We start from the raw sequence: 15,806 nt of genomic DNA on the forward strand, positions 1-15,806 counted from the left end.
GCACACTCCCTGTCCTGCTATTCCGGCACGGCTCTCGTTGGGGGCACGGGGTTCACCGCGTGATCAGCAGGTTGCACAGCGCCCGCTCCAGGGCCGAGGACACGGTACTCCCCGGATGGCCTTCCCGGTGATGGGCGCCCAGAACCAGGACGTCGGCCTGCGCCGCAGCGGTCAAGAGCTCCTTTTGCACGGGATGGCTCTCCAGCAGGATGCCTTCCACGGGAACGTCGGGGGCGAGGCTCCTGGCGAGTTCCACGGCCTGGTCCAGGAGCTCCTTACCGTGCAGCGGTGCATGGCGCCCGTGTGTTGCGTGGTGCTGGTCGCCGGCCACATGGATCAATTGCAGCGGCACGTTCAGGGCGGACGCCAGGCTGGCCGCTTCCGCCACCACCTGGTCACGCCGGGGTTTGTCGTCTATTCCGGCCGCGACGGGCTGGCCGGGACGGTTCGGGTAGCGGACCACCATCAGGGGGCACGGCGCGTGGACGGCAAGGTCGAGGCAGGCGGAACCCACCAGCTGCCCCAGGAAGCGGCCCATGCCGCGGTGGCCCACTGCCAGGACACTGGCGCCCTCCGCCGCGGCGCGGAGAACCTGGCCGGGCAGCCCCGGCTCGATGACGCCGTCGATTTCCAGGGGGTGCGCCCTGCCTTCGGCTGCCTCAGGTTCGGCGGCCTCTGGCCCGGCGCCCTCGCGCCGGGCGGCCGCTGCGGTTTCAACCTCGGCCGCAACTGAGCGGGCGAGGTCCAGGCCTTCCTGGAGGGTAGCTTCGGCGGCGTGTCTGAGCCCGCTGCCCTCAACGCCTTTTACAGGACCAAGGTTCTTGGTGAAGACGGGCCAGACCCAGGCATGGATCACCTTCAGCCGTCGGTTCGTGGCGGCGGCATACCCGGCGGCCCAGCGGACGGCAAGCTGTGCCGGTTCGGACCCGTCGTAGCCCACAGCGACCGGTCCGTTCGGGTTCGGCGCATTCCTCGGTGAAGCCGTCGGCATGGGACCTCCCCTCCATAGGCAGCGGCGCAACGTCCACCCAGTAGAGTCCGGAGTACCCCTCCGCGCTAGGGGCTTTGGTCCCGTTCGTCGTTCCGGCGTTCACGCTCATGGCGTTCGCGGAGGTCGCGTCCGCGCCGGATGTCCTCTTCTTCCTTGACCTGCAGCTTGTCGCTTTGCTTGGTGTCCCGGGGCGGCAGCTGGATTGTTTCCTCGGCTTCAATGCCGGCCTGGAGTTGGCGGCCGCGTTCCATCTCGGCGTCGAACTCGGCGCCGAACAGCAGGGACATGTTCAGGATCCACAGCCACAGCAGCATCACAATGACGCCGCCGATTGCGCCGTAGGTCTTGTTGTAGTTGCTGAAGTTGGCGACGTAGAAGCCGAAGCCCAGCGAAGCCAGGACAAAGATCATCAGTGCGATCAAAGAGCCCATGCTCATCCAGCGGAATTTGGGCTGCTTCACGTTCGGGGTGGCGTAGTAGAGGATGGCGATGACCACCACCACCAGCACCACGATCACGGGCCACTTGGCGATATTCCAGGCGGTGAGGAACGCGCCGCCCAGGCCGATGGCATTACCGACGGCTTCGGCCACGGGGCCGCTGAGCACCAGCATGGCTGCCGTCAGCGCCACGATGATCACGGTGCACAAAGTGACGGCCAGCATGGTGCCGCGGAGCTTGATGAAGGGGCGGCCTTCGTCCACTTCGTAGATCCGGTTCATGGCCCGTCCGAAGGCGCCCACGTACCCGGACGCGGACCACAGGGCCGTCAGGATGCCGATGATCAGGGCGAAGCCGGCGGTGGAGGAACTGGTGAGCTCTTCGACGGGTTGCCGGATGATGTCCAGCGTGGAGCCCGGGGCTATGCCCTGGGCGATCTCCAGCATCGCCGCTGTGGTCTTCTCCGCCTGTCCGAAGATCCCGAGAAGCGACACGAGGGCCAGCAGGGCCGGGAACATGGAAAGGACGCCGTAGTAGGTCAGGGCGGCGGCGAGGTCCGGGCACTGGTCTTTGGTGAATTCCCGGAAGGTCTTCTTTGCGATGTACTGCCAGGAAGGTTTGGTGACATCACGCGGGCTGTCGGGTTTGCGCGAATCATCCGGTGCGGGCGCCGTGCGGGCCTTGGCGGTGCTGCTCTCCTGCGTCTCGGCGTCGGGACGGGCTGCGGTGCCGTTCCGGGTGGCGGGGTTCTTGGCCATACGAAATATCCTCAAATCTGCCGGGGCCGGGCCGCCCCGCCGCAAGGGTGGAGCAGCCCGGCCAGGATCCGGTGTCGTTACACCTGCTGGACGTTGTCCTTGGCGTCCGCGGCGCGGTATTTCACGTCGTCCACTGCGCCCTGGCCTTCGGCCTTGACGTGGTCAGTGGCGTCGGCGGCAGTAGCCTTGACGTTTTCCATGGCTTCCTGCGCGGGGGCCTTCAGCCCTTCGGCGACGTCCTTCGCGGCCTCGGTCAGCTCCGTCGTCAGAGGCTCTGCCTTGACCTTGAGCGCCTCGGCAGCCTCGCGCTCCTTCTCGCTCGCCGGGATCAGCGACGAGAACAGCATCCCGGCACCGAAAGCGATGAGCCCTGCCGCGAGTGGATTGCCTTGCGTCTTGGTGCGGACCTGGCGGGGAGCGTCCCCGATGGCCGCGCCGGCGTCCGACAGGTGGGCCCCGCCACCGCTGGTGCCCGAATGCATCCGGTCAGTGGTGTGATCCGCTGCTCCCATGACTTTCTCCTTCACTCCGAACACGGCGTCCTTAACTTTGTCCGTCTGCCGGTGGACGATGTTGGACGGGGTAACTTTGTCCGCCACGGCGTCGACATTGGTGCCGAGCCGCGCGCGGGTTGCTTCGATGTCGGCGCGGATGGCGTCCGGGTTTTCACTCATCGTGTGTACCTCGAGCTCTCTGTGTACCTGGGTCTAATGACTGGGTTTGAGGGTGGGGGGGATTTCCTGGAGCGTCTCCGCCGTCTGCGGCATGCCCTTGATCGCGTTGAGCTGCTTGCGGCCAACGGACGCCAGGACGGCGGCGATGATGCCCCAGAGAACGGCGAGGACGACGGCGGACCAGCCGAGGCCCATGACCGTTCCCAGCGCCCACCAGAGGGCCAGGGACAGGAACAGGAGGACGAAGTGGCCGGCCACGCCGGCCCCGGCGAGCATTCCGCCGCCCTTCCCGGCACGGGAGGCTGACTGCTTCAGTTCGGCCTTGGCGAGATCCACCTCCTGGCGCATCAGCGTGGAGAGGTCCCGCGTCACGTCGCCCAGCAGGTCACCGAGGGAGGTGTTGTCAGCTTTTGCGTGGGCCGCCGAAGGGGGTGTTTCAGGATACTGGCTGCTCATCGCTGCCCTCCGCGCGGGGGATCCTCACGATATGGATCCTCACGGTACGGATCGTCGGCCAGGGGGTCCGTGGCCAAGGGATCCTTGGCCAGCGGATCTGCTGCCCACTGGTCCGTCTCGTCACGGCGCGTTCCCTCACCGTCCAGTGGATTGGGCGGGTAGGTGTCCGCCGGATAGTCTCCGGTACCGGCTTGGGGGCTGTCAGCGTAGGCGCTGTCGCCATAATCGCTGTCGGCGTAGGCGCCCGTGCCCGCTCCGGTGCCGGCCATACCGGCAGTGGTCGCGTTCGGGGCCGGCATCTGCACCGGCGGCGGCGGAACTGCGGTTCCGGTATCGGGAACATAGCCCGGCACACTTGAAATAGGAGCCGTGGTGGTGCGCCCGCTTTGAACGGCGCCCGATGAATCGGGTGCGCCCGCACTGAGGCTGCGGGTGAGCCGGCCAGCCAGGATGCCCGCTCCCGCCGCCAGCACGAGGAACGTTCCCGGGCGCTGCCGGGCGAACGTCTTCACCTCGTTCAGCAGTGAGCCGGGGTCGCGGCCTTCCAGCCATGATGCCACCGAGGCAGACCGGTCAGCGGCCTGCCGGATCAGGTCCGTGGCTACGCCGGGCTGCTCGGACGCGTTAGCCATGGTGCGGAGTTCCCCGGAAATGGAGTGGAGACCCTGCGCTACCTTTTGCTGCTGGAGGCCTGCCTGATCCGTGAGGTCCGTCTTGGCCTGGTAAAGCAGATCCTTGGCGTTTGCCTTGACCTCTCCGGCGACATTGGCTGCCTCGGCCTTGGCGGTTTCCGCTACGTGCTGGGCGGAATCGGTGGCCTGGTGGGCGAGGTCCCCGGCCTCGCGCTTTGCCGTCTCCGTCTTCGACGGCATGCCTTGGGTTGCCGGAGCCGCCGGGTAAGCGTCGTTGGTTACCTGAGTTGCCGGGTAGGCAGCGTCATTATCCGGAGTCACCGGGTATGCGGTTTGCTCTGCAACCCCAGGGGTGCCGTAGCTACCGTCCTGTGGCCATCGGTTCTCTGTCATCTTCGCACTCTCTTTCCAAGAAGGTCGGCTACTGATCAAGAACCAGTAAGAACTGGCCGTTAAATAGTAAGCATGATTACTATCAGATAGTAAGTACCCTTGGTGTATTAGTTTTCGCAGCACGAATCTTCCGGTGCCCAGCCGCCCGGCGGCTCCGCAGGCTAGTCCAGGCAGACTGTCCCGGCCGCCTCCGCCAGCTAGGTGCGCGGCTGCAGCAGGGGAGAGCCTGCCATGCCGCGCCCGCCCGCCAGCCCGTCGATCACCCCACGGATCGCATCCACCGAGGAGGTGTGCGGCTCCCACCCGAGCACCTCGCGCGCGCGGCTGGTGTCCATTACCGGGGCGCCTTCGGCCATCGCAATCCAGCCTGCGTCCGTTGGCTGCAGGTGAAGCCGCCAGCTTAAGTCCACGGCCGCTCGGACCAGCGGGAACGGAACAGGCAGCCACCTCTTGGCATGGAAAATCCGTGCGAGTTCCACCGGCCCGATCACGGGCTCGGCGGCAATGTTGAACGCGCCGGCCGCACGGCGGTCGAGAACGCGCCAGTACGCGTCAGCGAGGTCGTCGGCATGGACCGCCTGGAAGGCCAGGCCGCGGGGCAACGGAATGATCGGCAGGCTGGGATTCCGCGGCAGCAGCCGGGGAATCAGGCGGCCGAGGAAGTACCGGCCGATCTCGCTGCCTGCCTCAGCCTGGAAGGAGAGCGCCGGACGCAGCCTTGAAACGGTGATGCCAGGATTTTCTGCTGCAAACCTGTCCAGCAGGGCTTCCTGTTCGGCCTTATGCCGGCTGTAGTGTGATTCCTCGATGCCGGTGACCGGCCAGTCCTCGTGCCGCCGCGTTTCCTTGCCGGAGCGGCTGTACGCCCCCATGGAGGACGCGCACACCACGTGCCGCACACCGGCTTCCCTGGCTGCGCGGAGGACGTTCGCAGTCCCCGTCACGTTCGTCCGATGCAGGACCGCCTCGTCGCGGTTCGGCTGGAGGATCCACGCCAGGTGCACCACCGCATCCGCCCCGGCGAGCGCCGCGCGCAGCTGCCCGCCGTCGTCGTCCGCTATGTCCAGGGCGTGCCATTCCACGCCCGAGTAGGGCGCCACCGTGAGGTCCGGCGTGCGGCGGCCGATTCCCGCAAGTTCCAGCTCACCCGGCCCGTCTGTGTTTGGCCGTTCGGTACCGTGCCGCGCCGACCGCTCCTGCTGGAGGCGCCGCAACAGGGCCGTGCCCACATTTCCGCTGGCGCCAGTGATGACGATCCGCATGCCCGTCCGCCCTTCCGAATGGCTGGAAAGCACCGACCGACGTACCGGTCGGGCCGGCCAGCGTGTTTGGTTCGGAATTAACGCTACAGGCCACCGCTTAATGAGCAACCGTGACGCTGCCGCCGTCGGAGGCGGGGCGGGTCAACTAGGGTTGATGCATGAGCAACACGGTGGCCGGCTAAATGGCACGTAAGGGCCGGGCTGCCGGCAGGAACCCTGAACGTTCGACGCCGGGAGTTGTGGAAGTGCCGAAGGGAACCCGCCCTGACGGGCCGGTTGAGGGCGTGTATTACATCGATACCGGGGACTGCGAGCTGATCGCGGACCAGGACAACTCAAACGGCTGGCTCCTGCGGATCAACGGCGTCATGAGCTCGCACATCGACCTTGCCGACCCCCTCTTCCTCGATTTCGAGTACATGCGCTGGATGTCCGCGCTGGTGGAATCACGGTGGCCCCGGGAGGCCAGGCCCAAGCTGCGCGCCCTGCACCTGGGCGGCGGTGCGTGCTCGCTGGCGCGCTACTTCCACGCCGCGTACCCGGAAGCCCGCCAGGTGGTGGTGGAGTTGGACGGCAAGCTCGCCGAGTACGTCCGCGGCTGGTTCGATCTGCCCAAGGCCCCGTTGCTGCGGCTGCGCGTGGGCGAAGCGCGTGAGGTGACGGAGTCGCTGACGCCCCAGACCCGTGACGTGATCATCCGCGATGTGTTTGCCGGTGCCCTGACGCCCCGGCCGCTGACCACTGCCGAGTTCAACGGGCACGCCAAGCGCGTGCTGGCTCCCGGCGGGATCTATGTGGTGAATTCCGGCGACGCTCCGGACCTGAAGAATGCCCGTGAGGATGCCGCCACCATCGCGGCCGTCTTCGAGCACACCCTGATCATTGCCGATCCCGCCATGCTCAAAGGCAGGCGCTACGGCAACATGGTGATGGCCGGCAGCGACCAGCCGTTCGACGACGACCCCCAACTGGCCCGCAGGCTCCTGGGCGGCGGCGTCCCCGCCCACATCTGGGATGACGCCAAAGTTCGGGCCTTTGCAGCCGGCGCAGCCGTCCGCCATGACCCCGAACCGCCGACGCGCGGCTCGTCGGCTGCGTAGCCGCCACCTCTATAGCGGCCGCACAACGTAGGCGCAAGACCGGTGCAACAAAAGCCCCGGCAGCCGCAAAGTTGGCTCAAGAATCGGCTTTTGTGCCGTTTTTCGCCATCCGGGCGCTGTGCGCGCTGTAAGTTTGTGGAAGCTCTCCGCTTTCCCCCAAGACCGGAGGGCAGGAAGCCCCCGCGCTTGAGTCCACTGACTCGCGCAGGGGCTTCCTTCATTTCTACCTCTAGTGCGGCCGGCCCCCGGTACCGGGAAGCTCGGTACCCGGAAGTTCGCTACCCGGAAGTTCCGCGCCGGACAGGATATCCGCGGCGATGGCGTGCAGCTTGCTGTCGTTGGCCCGTGCCGCCAGGTGCAGGAGGTCCATGGCCTGGTCCCGGCTGCAGCGGTTCTGCAGCATCACCAGGGACACGGCGGCGTCAATGACAGCCCGCGATTTGAGGGCTGAGCGGAGGTGCTCGGGATAGATCTCCGCCGGATGGACACGCAGCGCGAGCCGGAGGATCCGGGAGATCGAGTCGGTGTGCTCCTCGACCGAAGCGATCGTGGCGGCGTCGAACGCGTCGGTGCTGCGGGCATAGCAGTTCAGCGCAGCAGCGGCGCCTTGGTCGGTGCGGATCGGAACGGCGAGGACTGACCGGATGCCCTCTCCCGAGACGGCCTCCGCATAGTGCTCCCACCGGCTGTCATTGAGCAGATCCGGGACCAGCACCGTGTGCTGTTGCCGGAGGGCCGTCAGGCAAGGACCGTCGTCGTAGTCGTATTGCTTCTCGTCCATCCGCAGGGCCTCGTCGTCGCTGCTGGCCACGGTTGCCGGGCTGCCGTTCCGCTCAACTGTGATGGCGCACAGCATCGGATCGCGCCCGCCCAGGCGGGAAGCGGAGATGGTGGTCAGGCTCAGAAGGAACTCGGTGAATCCCGGACTGTCGAGCAGCAGGTCCTGGAGTTGCTCGGCCGTGGGTGCGTCGTCTGTCTCGGGAGCCATGGCGGCCTCGATCCTTGAAAGCCGGGCCACTTGGGGCCGGTCGGAGGCCGCGGACTCTTGATCGCCCGCAACCACGGTGGTGGATATGGACAGATTCGACGCACTGTCACCAGCGAAGGCTCTCCGACATCTCCTACCTCTGACACTACGCTGTGTAGAGGCCCGAACATAGGGCTCAGCGCCTGCCCAGGAGGGCCTCCCCGTGCTCGACTGTCTGGTCCCGTAGCGCCTGCACCACGGCGGCCACCGCCGGCCGCCGCATGGAGTCCGGCCGCAGCACCATCCAGTAGGGAAGCCGTTCGGAGAAGGCATCCGGAAGCAGCCTGACCAGGTCCTGGTGCAGGTCTCCCATGAAGCATGGCAGGAAGCCGATGCCCGCGCCGGCGCGGGTCGCCTCCACATGGACAAAAACGTTGGTCGAGCTCAGGCCGTCCTTCATGGCGGGGACGAGCCGGCGCGGGGCGTCGAGATCGTCCACCTGGAGCATCGAGTCCACGAAGTAGACCAGAGGATGTTCCGTCAGTTCCTCCACCGTTGCCGGCGTTCCGTTTTCGGCCAGGTAGGCCCGGGAGGCGTACATTCCCAGCACGTATTCGCCCAGCTTAAAGGCCTCGGCACGGTGCACCTGGGGCTCACCCACCACCACCTCGATGTCCAGTCCGGAGCGCTGCTGCAGGGCCCGCCGGGTGACGGTCACGATCTCCACGCTGAGCCCGGGGTGCTGGCGGCGCAGCCGTGCCACCGCCGGGGCGGCGATGTAGGCGCTGAAGCCGTCAGTGGCCGTCATGCGGACAACCCCCGTGATGGGGTCAGGTGCTTTGCCGGGCTGGCCCAGGCTGCGCACGGCCTGTTCAACCTGCTCGGCCACCAGCACGGCCTCCGCGCCGAGTTCGGTGAGTTCCCAGGCGCCGGCCGCCCGGGAGAGGACCCGCCCGCCCAGCGTCTTCTCCAAGGCCGCTATTCGGCGCGAAACGGTGGTGTGGTTCAGTCCCAGGGCCTGCGCCGCCGTCGTGAATTTAGCTGAGCGCGAGACGGCCAGCAGGACCAGAAGGTCATCGGGATTAGTGTCCATATCTGCAATTCTGCACACAAGGGGTGCTGGTTTGGCCATTGAAGTGCAGAGTTTCTGCGGCAATACTCATCTGAGCCCATTCAGTGCTGTGGATCACAGCGCGTGTCATCGTGGACACTAAGGAGAACAAACATGAGCGTAGAACAACGCTCGGCAACACCGGCCGATTCCGCCCCAAAGGGCGCGGGCCTGAAAAAGATCGTCGCAGCATCCATGGTTGGCACCGTGGTGGAGTGGTACGAATTCTTCCTCTACGCCACCGCAGCGACCCTGGTGTTCGGGAAGTACTTCTTCCCAGCCACCGGTAACGAGCTGGACGGCATCATCCAGGCCTTCATCACGTACGCCGTTGGCTTCGTGGCCCGCCCGCTCGGCGGCATCGTCTTCGGCCAGATCGGCGACAAGCTGGGCCGCAAGCCCACCCTGCAGCTCACCATCGTGATCATCGGTGTGTCCACCTTCCTGATGGGCTGCCTCCCCGGCTTTGCCGAGATCGGCTACCTCGCACCGGCACTCCTGGTGTTCCTGCGCTTCATCCAGGGTTTTGCGCTGGGCGGCGAATGGGGCGGCGCGGTGCTCCTCGTCGCAGAGCACAGCCCCAACAAGTCACGCGGATTCTGGTCCAGCTGGCCCCAGTCCGCCGTTCCGGTGGGCAACCTGCTCGCCACGCTGGTCCTGTTCATCATGTCCAACGTCCTGAGCAGCGCGGACTTCCTCAGCTGGGGCTGGCGCGTGGCGTTCTGGCTCTCCGCCGTGATCGTGTTCGTCGGCTACTACATCCGCACCAACGTCTCCGAGTCGCCGATCTTCCTGGAAGCGAAGGCACAGCTGGAGCAGGAGCAGGCTGTCAGCTACGGCGTCGGCGAGGTCATCCGCAAGTACCCCAAGGGCATCCTGCAGGCCATGGGCCTCCGGTTCGCGGAAAACATCATGTACTACCTCGTGGTCAGCTTCGCCATCGTGTACCTCAAGAGCGTCCACAAGTACGACACGTCCTCGCTTCTGCTGGCGCTGCTGATCGCCCACGTCATCCACTTCCTGGTCATCCCGCAGGTGGGACGCCTCGTGGACAGCTGGGGCAGGAAGCCCGTGTACCTGGTCGGCGCCATTACCGGAGCCACCTGGCCGTTCTTCGCCTTCCCCATGTTCGACACCAGGAACGCAGTGGTGATCGTCCTCGCCGTCACCATCGGCCTGTGCCTTCACGCCTTTATGTACGCCGGCCAGCCCGCCATCATGGCTGAGCTCTTCCCCACCCGGATGCGCTACGCCGGGGTATCCCTGGGCTCGCAGGTCACCTCGATCTTCGCCGGTTCGCTGGCGCCGCTCCTGGCCACCCAGTGGCTCAAGGACACCGGATCATGGGTGCCCACCGCCATTTACCTGGTGGTGGCGTGCGCCATCACCACGGTGGCAGTGTTGAGCCTCAAGGAAACCAAGGGCATTGCCCTGGAGGATGTGGACCGGGCCGACGCCGAACGCGAAGGCCTGCCTGTAGCAGCCACACGCTGAGCTGCCTGAGTTTTGGCCGGCTCCAGCCCCGCTGGAGCCGGCCGGCTCGCTGAAAAAATCTTTGAACTGGAAGGCTGGGTTATGGAAAACACGCTGAACGGCCGCAAGGCCCTGGTCACCGGAGGCGCCGGCGGCATCGGCGCTGCCAGTGTGCGGGCCCTCGCCGCACGGGGCGCCAAAGTGGTGATCGCCGACGTCGACGAGGCCGCCGCGGCAGCACTTGCCGATGAAGTGGGCGGCACCGCCTGGGCAGTGGACCTGCTGGATGTGGATGCCTTGGCAACCCTCAGCCTGGACTGCGACATCCTGGTCAACAACGCCGGGATCCAGCGCATCAGCCCCATTGAGGAATACGATCCGGCCGACTTCCGCCGGCTCATCACCCTCATGCTCGAGGCGCCGTTCCTGCTGATCCGGGCGGCGCTGCCCCACATGTACGCGAACAACTTCGGCCGGATCATCAACCTCTCGTCGGTACACGGAATCCGTGCCTCCCCGTTCAAGAGCGCGTACGTTTCGGCCAAGCACGGACTGGAAGGGCTCAGCAAGGTGACGGCGCTGGAGGGCGGGGACCACGGTGTCACCTCCAACTGCATCAATCCGGGCTACGTGCGCACGCCCCTGGTGGAGTCGCAGATTGCCGACCAGGCCAAGGTCCACGGCATCCCCGAATCCGAGGTGCTGGCGAAAATCATGCTGACCGAGTCCGCCATCAAGCGGCTCGTGGAGCCGGAAGAAGTCGCGTCGCTGGTTGCCTGGCTCGCCTCGAACGACGCCGGCATGGTCACCGGCGCCAGCTACACCATGGACGGCGGCTGGTCGGCTCGTTAGTTTCGGTCCGCCCGCAGTTGCGGGCGGCACGGACATGTTCCGCGTGCTCGCTCGTTCCTCGCTTAGACGCACGCTTCCACATGCCCGACGCCGCCCGCCTCCAACTGCGCGGCACAAACTATGGCTTTGCACCTGTTAAGGCGAGGGTGCCTCCGAGGGCGATCATCATTGCTCCTCCCGTGGTGCTCAGCGTGGAGATGCGCCGCGGGGAGCGGGCGAACCACTGGCGGGCGGTTCCTGCTGCCAGCGCCCAGATGCTGTCCGAGACGAGGGCGATCAGCAGGAACACCGCCCCCAGGCTGGCAAGCTGCAGCGGGATTCCGCCGGCGGAGTACTCCACGAACTGGGGCAGCACCGCCACGAAGAACACCAGCGACTTCGGGTTGGTGGCGCCCACAACGAATCCTTGCCGGAGGACCCGGAAAGTGGAGCCGGAACGCGAAGGATCGGCCGCCGTCGTACTTGTTCCACGGTGCCGGATCGCCTGGATGCCGAGGAACACGAGGTAGGCTGCGCCGGCGAACTTCACGATCGTGAAGAGCAGGACCGACTGCGCCAGGGCAACACCCACACCGAGCGCCACCGCAAGGATCTGCGGGACCATTCCCAGCGCATTTCCCAGGACACTCAGCAGCCCGCCCTTGCGGCCCAGGGCCAGGCTGCGTCCGATCACGAACAGCACGCTCGGCCCGGGGACGGCAATCAGGACGGCGGCGGCCAGGGCAAAAGTCAGCAGATTGCTCAGTGGAACCATGACTGATTTTAGCGCCGGGGAAGCCCTGGGTAGCCCGGGGAAGCCCTGGGTGGCCCGGCCAGTATTGCTACTCCGGCGTTCGAACCTGCCGATAGTCGTAGTAGATCACCTCGGGTACCAGGTCGGGGTGGGCGTCAGCCGCCGTCCGCAGGCCCAGCGACGAGCCGTGGATGACCGTCACCACGCCAAGCCGGCGGCCGTTGAAGGGGTCGTCGGCAAGGACTACGTCCCCGATCTTGAACGGTACGGTGGCCGTGCGGATTTTCTGCGCTGCGGCCTTCAGCCATGAGATCAAGCGGCGCCGGGCGCGGGGGAAGGGAGGCCGGGAGGCTGGATGATCCTTCATCAAAACCACTCCTTTGCAGTGCCTGAACCAGCAGGACTCGCAGGCGGTCCGGATGCTGCGGCAAGTGGTTCACGTCCGGTCTGCGCCTGGGGTCCAACCTAAGGCCAAATCCCACCCGTCGCTTGCGTAACTCTTACCCCTTCTGTACCGTCCAACACTCGAAATTTATTGGGCACTACTTGCCCGATGTTCCAGCGCCCTGAGCCGTCTCGTCGACAAGTTCGGCGCGGGCGCGCCCATGGCCGCGGACCCACAGGCGGTAGGCCACCATCAGCAGCCCCAGCCACACTGCACCCACGTAGAGGGCAACCCGGGAATCCTCGAACGCACCCAGGATCGCGATCACCAGGGCCATGAACGCGATGGTCAGGATGGAGGCCGCCGGCCACCACGGAGAAGGAAATTCCGACGCCGGGAGCCCCTTGCGGGCGATCTCCCGTTTCATGGCCACATGGGACGCCAGGATCATGACCCAGACCCAGACGGTGGCAAAGGTGGCGATCGAAGCGATCAGCAGGAACACGTCCTCGGGCATGACGGCGTTCAGGATCACGCCCACCAGCAGGACGCCGGCCATCATCACAACGGTCATCCACGGCACCCCGTGGCGGGATACCTTGCCGAAGCTTGCCGGCGCATGGCCTTGCCGGGCCAGTCCGAAGAGGATGCGGCCGGCTCCGAAAATGTCGCTGTTGATGGCGGACAGGGCAGCAGTAATCACCACGGCGTTGAGGATGTGCGGTGCGGCGGGAATACCCAGGCCGCTGAAGATCTGGACGAACGGACTGCCGTTGGCGCCTACCTCGTTCCACGGAAACAGGCTCATCAGCACGGCGAGGGTCAGCACGTAGAACAGCAGAACCCGCACGGGTACGGTGTTGACGGCCTTGGGAATGACCTTCTTGGGGTCGGCCGCTTCACCGGCCGTGACGCCGATGGTTTCGATCCCGCCAAAGGCGAACATCACGACGGCGAACGAGGCCAGGAGCCCTTCGAAGCCGTTGGGGAACGGGCCCCCGTGCTCCACGAGGTTGCCGATTCCCGGAGCGACCGTGGCCCCGCCGGCCTGGAAACCGAAGATGATGATGGCTGCGCCGCCGGCGATCATGGCGATGATGGCCACGACTTTGATCAGCGAGAACCAGAACTCCAGCTCGCCGAACACCTTGACGCTGAGCAGGTTCAGGGCTGCCAGGAAGAAGATGATGGCCAGGACCCAGATCCAGCGCTCGACGTCGGGGAACCAGAACCCCATGTAGATACTGAAGGCGGTGACGTCCGCGATGGCCACGATGGCCATCTCGAACACATACGTCCAGCCGGTCACGAATCCGGCCAGCGGACCGAGGTAGCGGCTGGCGTACTGGCCGAACGAGCCGGACACGGGGTGCCGCACGGCCATCTCGCCCAGGGCCCGCATCACCATGAACACGGCCGCGCCGCCGATCATGTACGCCAGGAGGACCGCCGGCCCGGCCTTCTGGATCGCGGAAGCAGAGCCGTAGAACAGCCCTGTGCCGATGGCCGACCCCAAAGCCATGAAGCGGATGTGGCGGATGTTCAGTCCGCGGTTCAGGACGGTGCCGACGGCGGTGTTGACGGCGGTGTCGACGGCGGTGCCGGCGGCGGCGCGGGCAGTGCTTCCGGCGGCGCCGGAGGACGTTGTGGTGGTGTCTTCGAGCGCTGTTTGTCCTGCAGTTTTGCTTGCTGTTGGGGCTTGTTGCATGCGAATACCTTCTCGTCATTGGGAGGGGGATCGCTATCCAGCAGACCATTTTCGCGCCCTACGTGATGAGCCTCACGGAGGTTTGGTGTCTTTCATTTCAGACTGTCCGGGCGGCTTCCAGGCCCCCGGCGCGAACGGACACTTGCGGCCCCGCCGCCGCTGTGACCCCGCTGCGCACCCGGCGCGAACGGACACTTGCGGCCCCTCGGAGGCGCCAGCAGTGACGCCGCCAATGATGTCAGGGCCTCCGGAGATACTTTGGGTATGGAAAGCAGAGCCGTTGTGGAGACGATGGAGGCCGTCGAGGCCTCCGTCTCTGCGTTGTCTGGTCTGGTTCGCCACGCGGTGGGAAGCATGGGCACGGCCAGTGCCGACCCGCTTCGTGACCAGGCGGATGCGTGCCTGGACGGACTGGCAGAGCTGGCGCGGACGGAAGCCCGAATGGCTGCCCTGAAAGTGCACTTCGCCGCCGGCTACGCGCGCGCCGCCATGGCCTCGGCGGCACCGGCTCGGTCCCCGCAAGAACACACCGCACAGGACATGGCCCTGACCGCTGAGGTGGCGTGTGTCCTGACGGTCAGCGAACGCACCGCCGGTGCCCTCCTGGCCGAAGCCCAGGCACTGAGCACTACCCTGCCGCTGACGTTGTCCGCGCTGCAGGCGGGGAACATTTCGTGGCAGCATGCCCGGATCATGGTGGACGAAACCGACAACCTCGACACAGCGGGGGCTGCCGGATTAGAGGCTCACTTCCTTGACCCGGATGCGCCATCCGCTGCGCGCGGCTGCCCTGCCGGCGACCTCGTCCCGGCCCGGTTCCGGGCTAAGGCACGTACCTGGCGGGAACGGCACCATCCGGTCAGCATCGAAAAGCGCCATAATCGAAGCGCCGCCGAGCGGCGGGTGGAATACACACCGGACCGCGACGGCATGGCCTGGCTCTCCGCGTACCTGCCCGCCAGTCAGGCAGCAGGGGCCTGGGACCGCATCACCACAGCTGCAAGATCCCTCCAAGGAGCTGACGAGGCCAGGACCCTTACCCAGCTCCGCGCCGACGTCGCCGCGACCTGGCTCCTCACTTCGGGGCGCGAAACGGCAGGCAACGCAACGGCTGGAGACGTGCCTTCCCCTGCGGCGCAGGTGCTCATCACCGTTCCGGCGCTCTCGTTGCTCGGCTTATCCGAGGAGCCGGCCATGTTGGACGGGTACGGCCCGATCCCGCCGTCCATGGGGCGCGCCCTTGTCGCTGACGGCGCATCTTCATTCCTGAGGGTGTTGACGGACCCCTGCGACGGTGCGCCGTTGGAGGTAGGACGGACCAGCTACCGCATTTCCACAGCGCTGCGGCAGTGGCTCCGGCTGAGGGACGGGAAGTGTCCGTTCCCTGGCTGTAACAACCAGTCGCTGGACAATGACGCCGACCACCTCCTCGCCTGGGCTGACGGCGGGAGCACGGGGATCAGCAACCTCGGCCAACCGTGCCGCAAACACCACCGCCTCAAACACACCTCCGGGTGGAAACCCGCCGGCGCCAGCCCCACTGAACCGCCCGGCTGGACTTCACCCGCAGGCCGCCATTACGCCAGCGAACAACCCGACTGGGAACCACCCGTCTTGCCAGTCGAGATCCTGGCTATGACTACTAGTCGTGATCCAGGCGAACCCGACCCGGGTACATTGGAGCCGGGCCTGCTTGGTTCAGGCATGCCCGACTATTTGGACGAACCCCCACCCGAATTCGATCTGACGGACCATCCGCTAGCCGAGGACCCTTTCAAGGACTGGGAGCTCTTCCTGGCCTACGACTCCTACGCGGCTGCATAGGCAAGTGTCGCACTGGAAGTTCTGCATGGGGAAGCGCAGTTGGCCT

At 66.2% G+C, this 15,806-nt stretch carries 15 protein-coding genes; 4 read left to right on the plus strand and 11 right to left on the minus strand.

Annotated features, from left to right (window positions below):
* Nucleotides 1-52 precede the first annotated feature (52 nt).
* The 6 genes from BS38_RS0109960 to BS38_RS0109985 form a co-directional block, all read right to left on the minus strand.
* The gene (locus BS38_RS0109960) at nt 53-991 is read right to left on the minus strand and encodes a universal stress protein (protein ID WP_028270667.1); all 939 of its coding nucleotides are present in this window, start codon (nt 989-991) and stop codon (nt 53-55) included.
* 65 nt (nt 992-1,056) lie between these two features.
* Complete coding sequence (locus BS38_RS0109965) at nt 1,057-2,190, minus strand: YihY/virulence factor BrkB family protein (RefSeq protein WP_028270668.1); 1,134 nt, start codon at nt 2,188-2,190, stop codon at nt 1,057-1,059.
* Between the two features lie 77 nt (nt 2,191-2,267).
* Nucleotides 2,268-2,864 carry a DUF3618 domain-containing protein gene (locus tag BS38_RS0109970; protein ID WP_028270669.1) on the minus strand — a complete coding sequence of 199 codons (597 nt, stop codon included), beginning with the start codon at nt 2,862-2,864 and terminating at the stop codon, nt 2,268-2,270.
* Between the two features lie 33 nt (nt 2,865-2,897).
* Entirely contained in the window at nt 2,898-3,320 is a 423-nt protein-coding gene (locus tag BS38_RS0109975) for a phage holin family protein (protein WP_028270670.1), read from the minus strand.
* Complete coding sequence (locus BS38_RS24875; RefSeq protein WP_331280047.1) at nt 3,317-4,273, minus strand: hypothetical protein; 957 nt, start codon at nt 4,271-4,273, stop codon at nt 3,317-3,319. Before BS38_RS24875 ends, BS38_RS0109975 begins: the two co-directional genes overlap by 4 nt.
* Before the next feature lie 269 nt (nt 4,274-4,542).
* A complete protein-coding gene (locus BS38_RS0109985; protein ID WP_028270672.1) occupies nt 4,543-5,607 on the minus strand; it encodes an NAD-dependent epimerase/dehydratase family protein in 1,065 nt (354 codons plus the stop codon).
* A gap of 182 nt (nt 5,608-5,789) precedes the next feature.
* Between BS38_RS0109985 and BS38_RS0109990 the strand changes: the two genes are divergently transcribed.
* Nucleotides 5,790-6,707: a spermidine synthase gene (locus BS38_RS0109990; protein WP_028270673.1), complete on the plus strand. Its 918-nt coding sequence runs from the start codon at nt 5,790-5,792 to the stop codon at nt 6,705-6,707.
* A 229-nt stretch (nt 6,708-6,936) separates the two neighbouring features.
* Here BS38_RS0109990 and BS38_RS24880 read toward each other — a convergent pair whose 3' ends face one another.
* Together BS38_RS24880 and BS38_RS0110000 are read right to left on the minus strand one after the other, a co-directional pair.
* On the minus strand, nt 6,937-7,695 hold the full coding sequence (locus BS38_RS24880) for a GAF and ANTAR domain-containing protein (protein ID WP_051628827.1): 759 nt from the start codon (nt 7,693-7,695) through the stop codon (nt 6,937-6,939).
* Between the two features lie 175 nt (nt 7,696-7,870).
* Complete coding sequence (locus BS38_RS0110000) at nt 7,871-8,767, minus strand: LysR family transcriptional regulator (RefSeq protein ID WP_028270674.1); 897 nt, start codon at nt 8,765-8,767, stop codon at nt 7,871-7,873.
* 132 nt (nt 8,768-8,899) lie between these two features.
* On the opposite strand from BS38_RS0110000, the gene BS38_RS0110005 reads away from it, so the two are divergent.
* Both BS38_RS0110005 and BS38_RS0110010 read left to right on the plus strand, forming a co-directional pair.
* A complete protein-coding gene (locus BS38_RS0110005; protein WP_028270675.1) occupies nt 8,900-10,279 on the plus strand; it encodes an MFS transporter in 1,380 nt (459 codons plus the stop codon).
* A gap of 81 nt (nt 10,280-10,360) precedes the next feature.
* Nucleotides 10,361-11,110, plus strand: a complete 750-nt coding sequence (locus BS38_RS0110010; protein WP_028270676.1) for a 3-hydroxybutyrate dehydrogenase — start codon at nt 10,361-10,363, stop codon at nt 11,108-11,110.
* A 118-nt stretch (nt 11,111-11,228) separates the two neighbouring features.
* Here the strand turns inward: BS38_RS0110010 and BS38_RS0110015 are convergent, their stop codons facing one another.
* The 3 genes from BS38_RS0110015 to BS38_RS24890 form a co-directional block, all read right to left on the minus strand.
* A complete protein-coding gene (locus BS38_RS0110015) occupies nt 11,229-11,864 on the minus strand; it encodes a LysE family translocator (RefSeq protein ID WP_028270677.1) in 636 nt (211 codons plus the stop codon).
* Between the two features lie 67 nt (nt 11,865-11,931).
* Complete coding sequence (locus tag BS38_RS24885; protein ID WP_043438280.1) at nt 11,932-12,210, minus strand: hypothetical protein; 279 nt, start codon at nt 12,208-12,210, stop codon at nt 11,932-11,934.
* A gap of 175 nt (nt 12,211-12,385) precedes the next feature.
* Nucleotides 12,386-13,936 carry an amino acid permease gene (locus BS38_RS24890; protein WP_043438282.1) on the minus strand — a complete coding sequence of 517 codons (1,551 nt, stop codon included), beginning with the start codon at nt 13,934-13,936 and terminating at the stop codon, nt 12,386-12,388.
* Nucleotides 13,937-14,200: 264 nt separating this feature from the next.
* Between BS38_RS24890 and BS38_RS24895 the strand changes: the two genes are divergently transcribed.
* On the plus strand, nt 14,201-15,760 hold the full coding sequence (locus BS38_RS24895) for an HNH endonuclease signature motif containing protein (protein ID WP_043438285.1): 1,560 nt from the start codon (nt 14,201-14,203) through the stop codon (nt 15,758-15,760).
* The last annotated feature ends 46 nt before the right edge of the window (nt 15,761-15,806 follow it).

The organism is Arthrobacter sp. UNC362MFTsu5.1, from assembly GCF_000685965.1.
GTDB lineage: Bacteria > Actinomycetota > Actinomycetes > Actinomycetales > Micrococcaceae > Arthrobacter.

Coding starts and splice junctions, on each gene's coding strand:
- BS38_RS0109985 (WP_028270672.1), bottom strand. CDS start 5,607: ATGCGGATCGTCATCACTGGCGCCAGCGGAAATGTGGGCACGGCCCTG.
- BS38_RS0109960 (WP_028270667.1), bottom strand. CDS start 991: ATGCCGACGGCTTCACCGAGGAATGCGCCGAACCCGAACGGACCGGTC.
- BS38_RS0109990 (WP_028270673.1), top strand. CDS start 5,790: ATGGCACGTAAGGGCCGGGCTGCCGGCAGGAACCCTGAACGTTCGACG.
- BS38_RS24880 (WP_051628827.1), bottom strand. CDS start 7,695: ATGGCTCCCGAGACAGACGACGCACCCACGGCCGAGCAACTCCAGGAC.
- BS38_RS0110000 (WP_028270674.1), bottom strand. CDS start 8,767: ATGGACACTAATCCCGATGACCTTCTGGTCCTGCTGGCCGTCTCGCGC.
- BS38_RS24885 (WP_043438280.1), bottom strand. CDS start 12,210: ATGAAGGATCATCCAGCCTCCCGGCCTCCCTTCCCCCGCGCCCGGCGC.
- BS38_RS0109970 (WP_028270669.1), bottom strand. CDS start 2,864: ATGAGTGAAAACCCGGACGCCATCCGCGCCGACATCGAAGCAACCCGC.
- BS38_RS0110010 (WP_028270676.1), top strand. CDS start 10,361: ATGGAAAACACGCTGAACGGCCGCAAGGCCCTGGTCACCGGAGGCGCC.
- BS38_RS0109975 (WP_028270670.1), bottom strand. CDS start 3,320: ATGAGCAGCCAGTATCCTGAAACACCCCCTTCGGCGGCCCACGCAAAA.
- BS38_RS0109965 (WP_028270668.1), bottom strand. CDS start 2,190: ATGGCCAAGAACCCCGCCACCCGGAACGGCACCGCAGCCCGTCCCGAC.
- BS38_RS24890 (WP_043438282.1), bottom strand. CDS start 13,936: ATGCAACAAGCCCCAACAGCAAGCAAAACTGCAGGACAAACAGCGCTC.
- BS38_RS0110005 (WP_028270675.1), top strand. CDS start 8,900: ATGAGCGTAGAACAACGCTCGGCAACACCGGCCGATTCCGCCCCAAAG.
- BS38_RS24895 (WP_043438285.1), top strand. CDS start 14,201: ATGGAAAGCAGAGCCGTTGTGGAGACGATGGAGGCCGTCGAGGCCTCC.
- BS38_RS0110015 (WP_028270677.1), bottom strand. CDS start 11,864: ATGGTTCCACTGAGCAATCTGCTGACTTTTGCCCTGGCCGCCGCCGTC.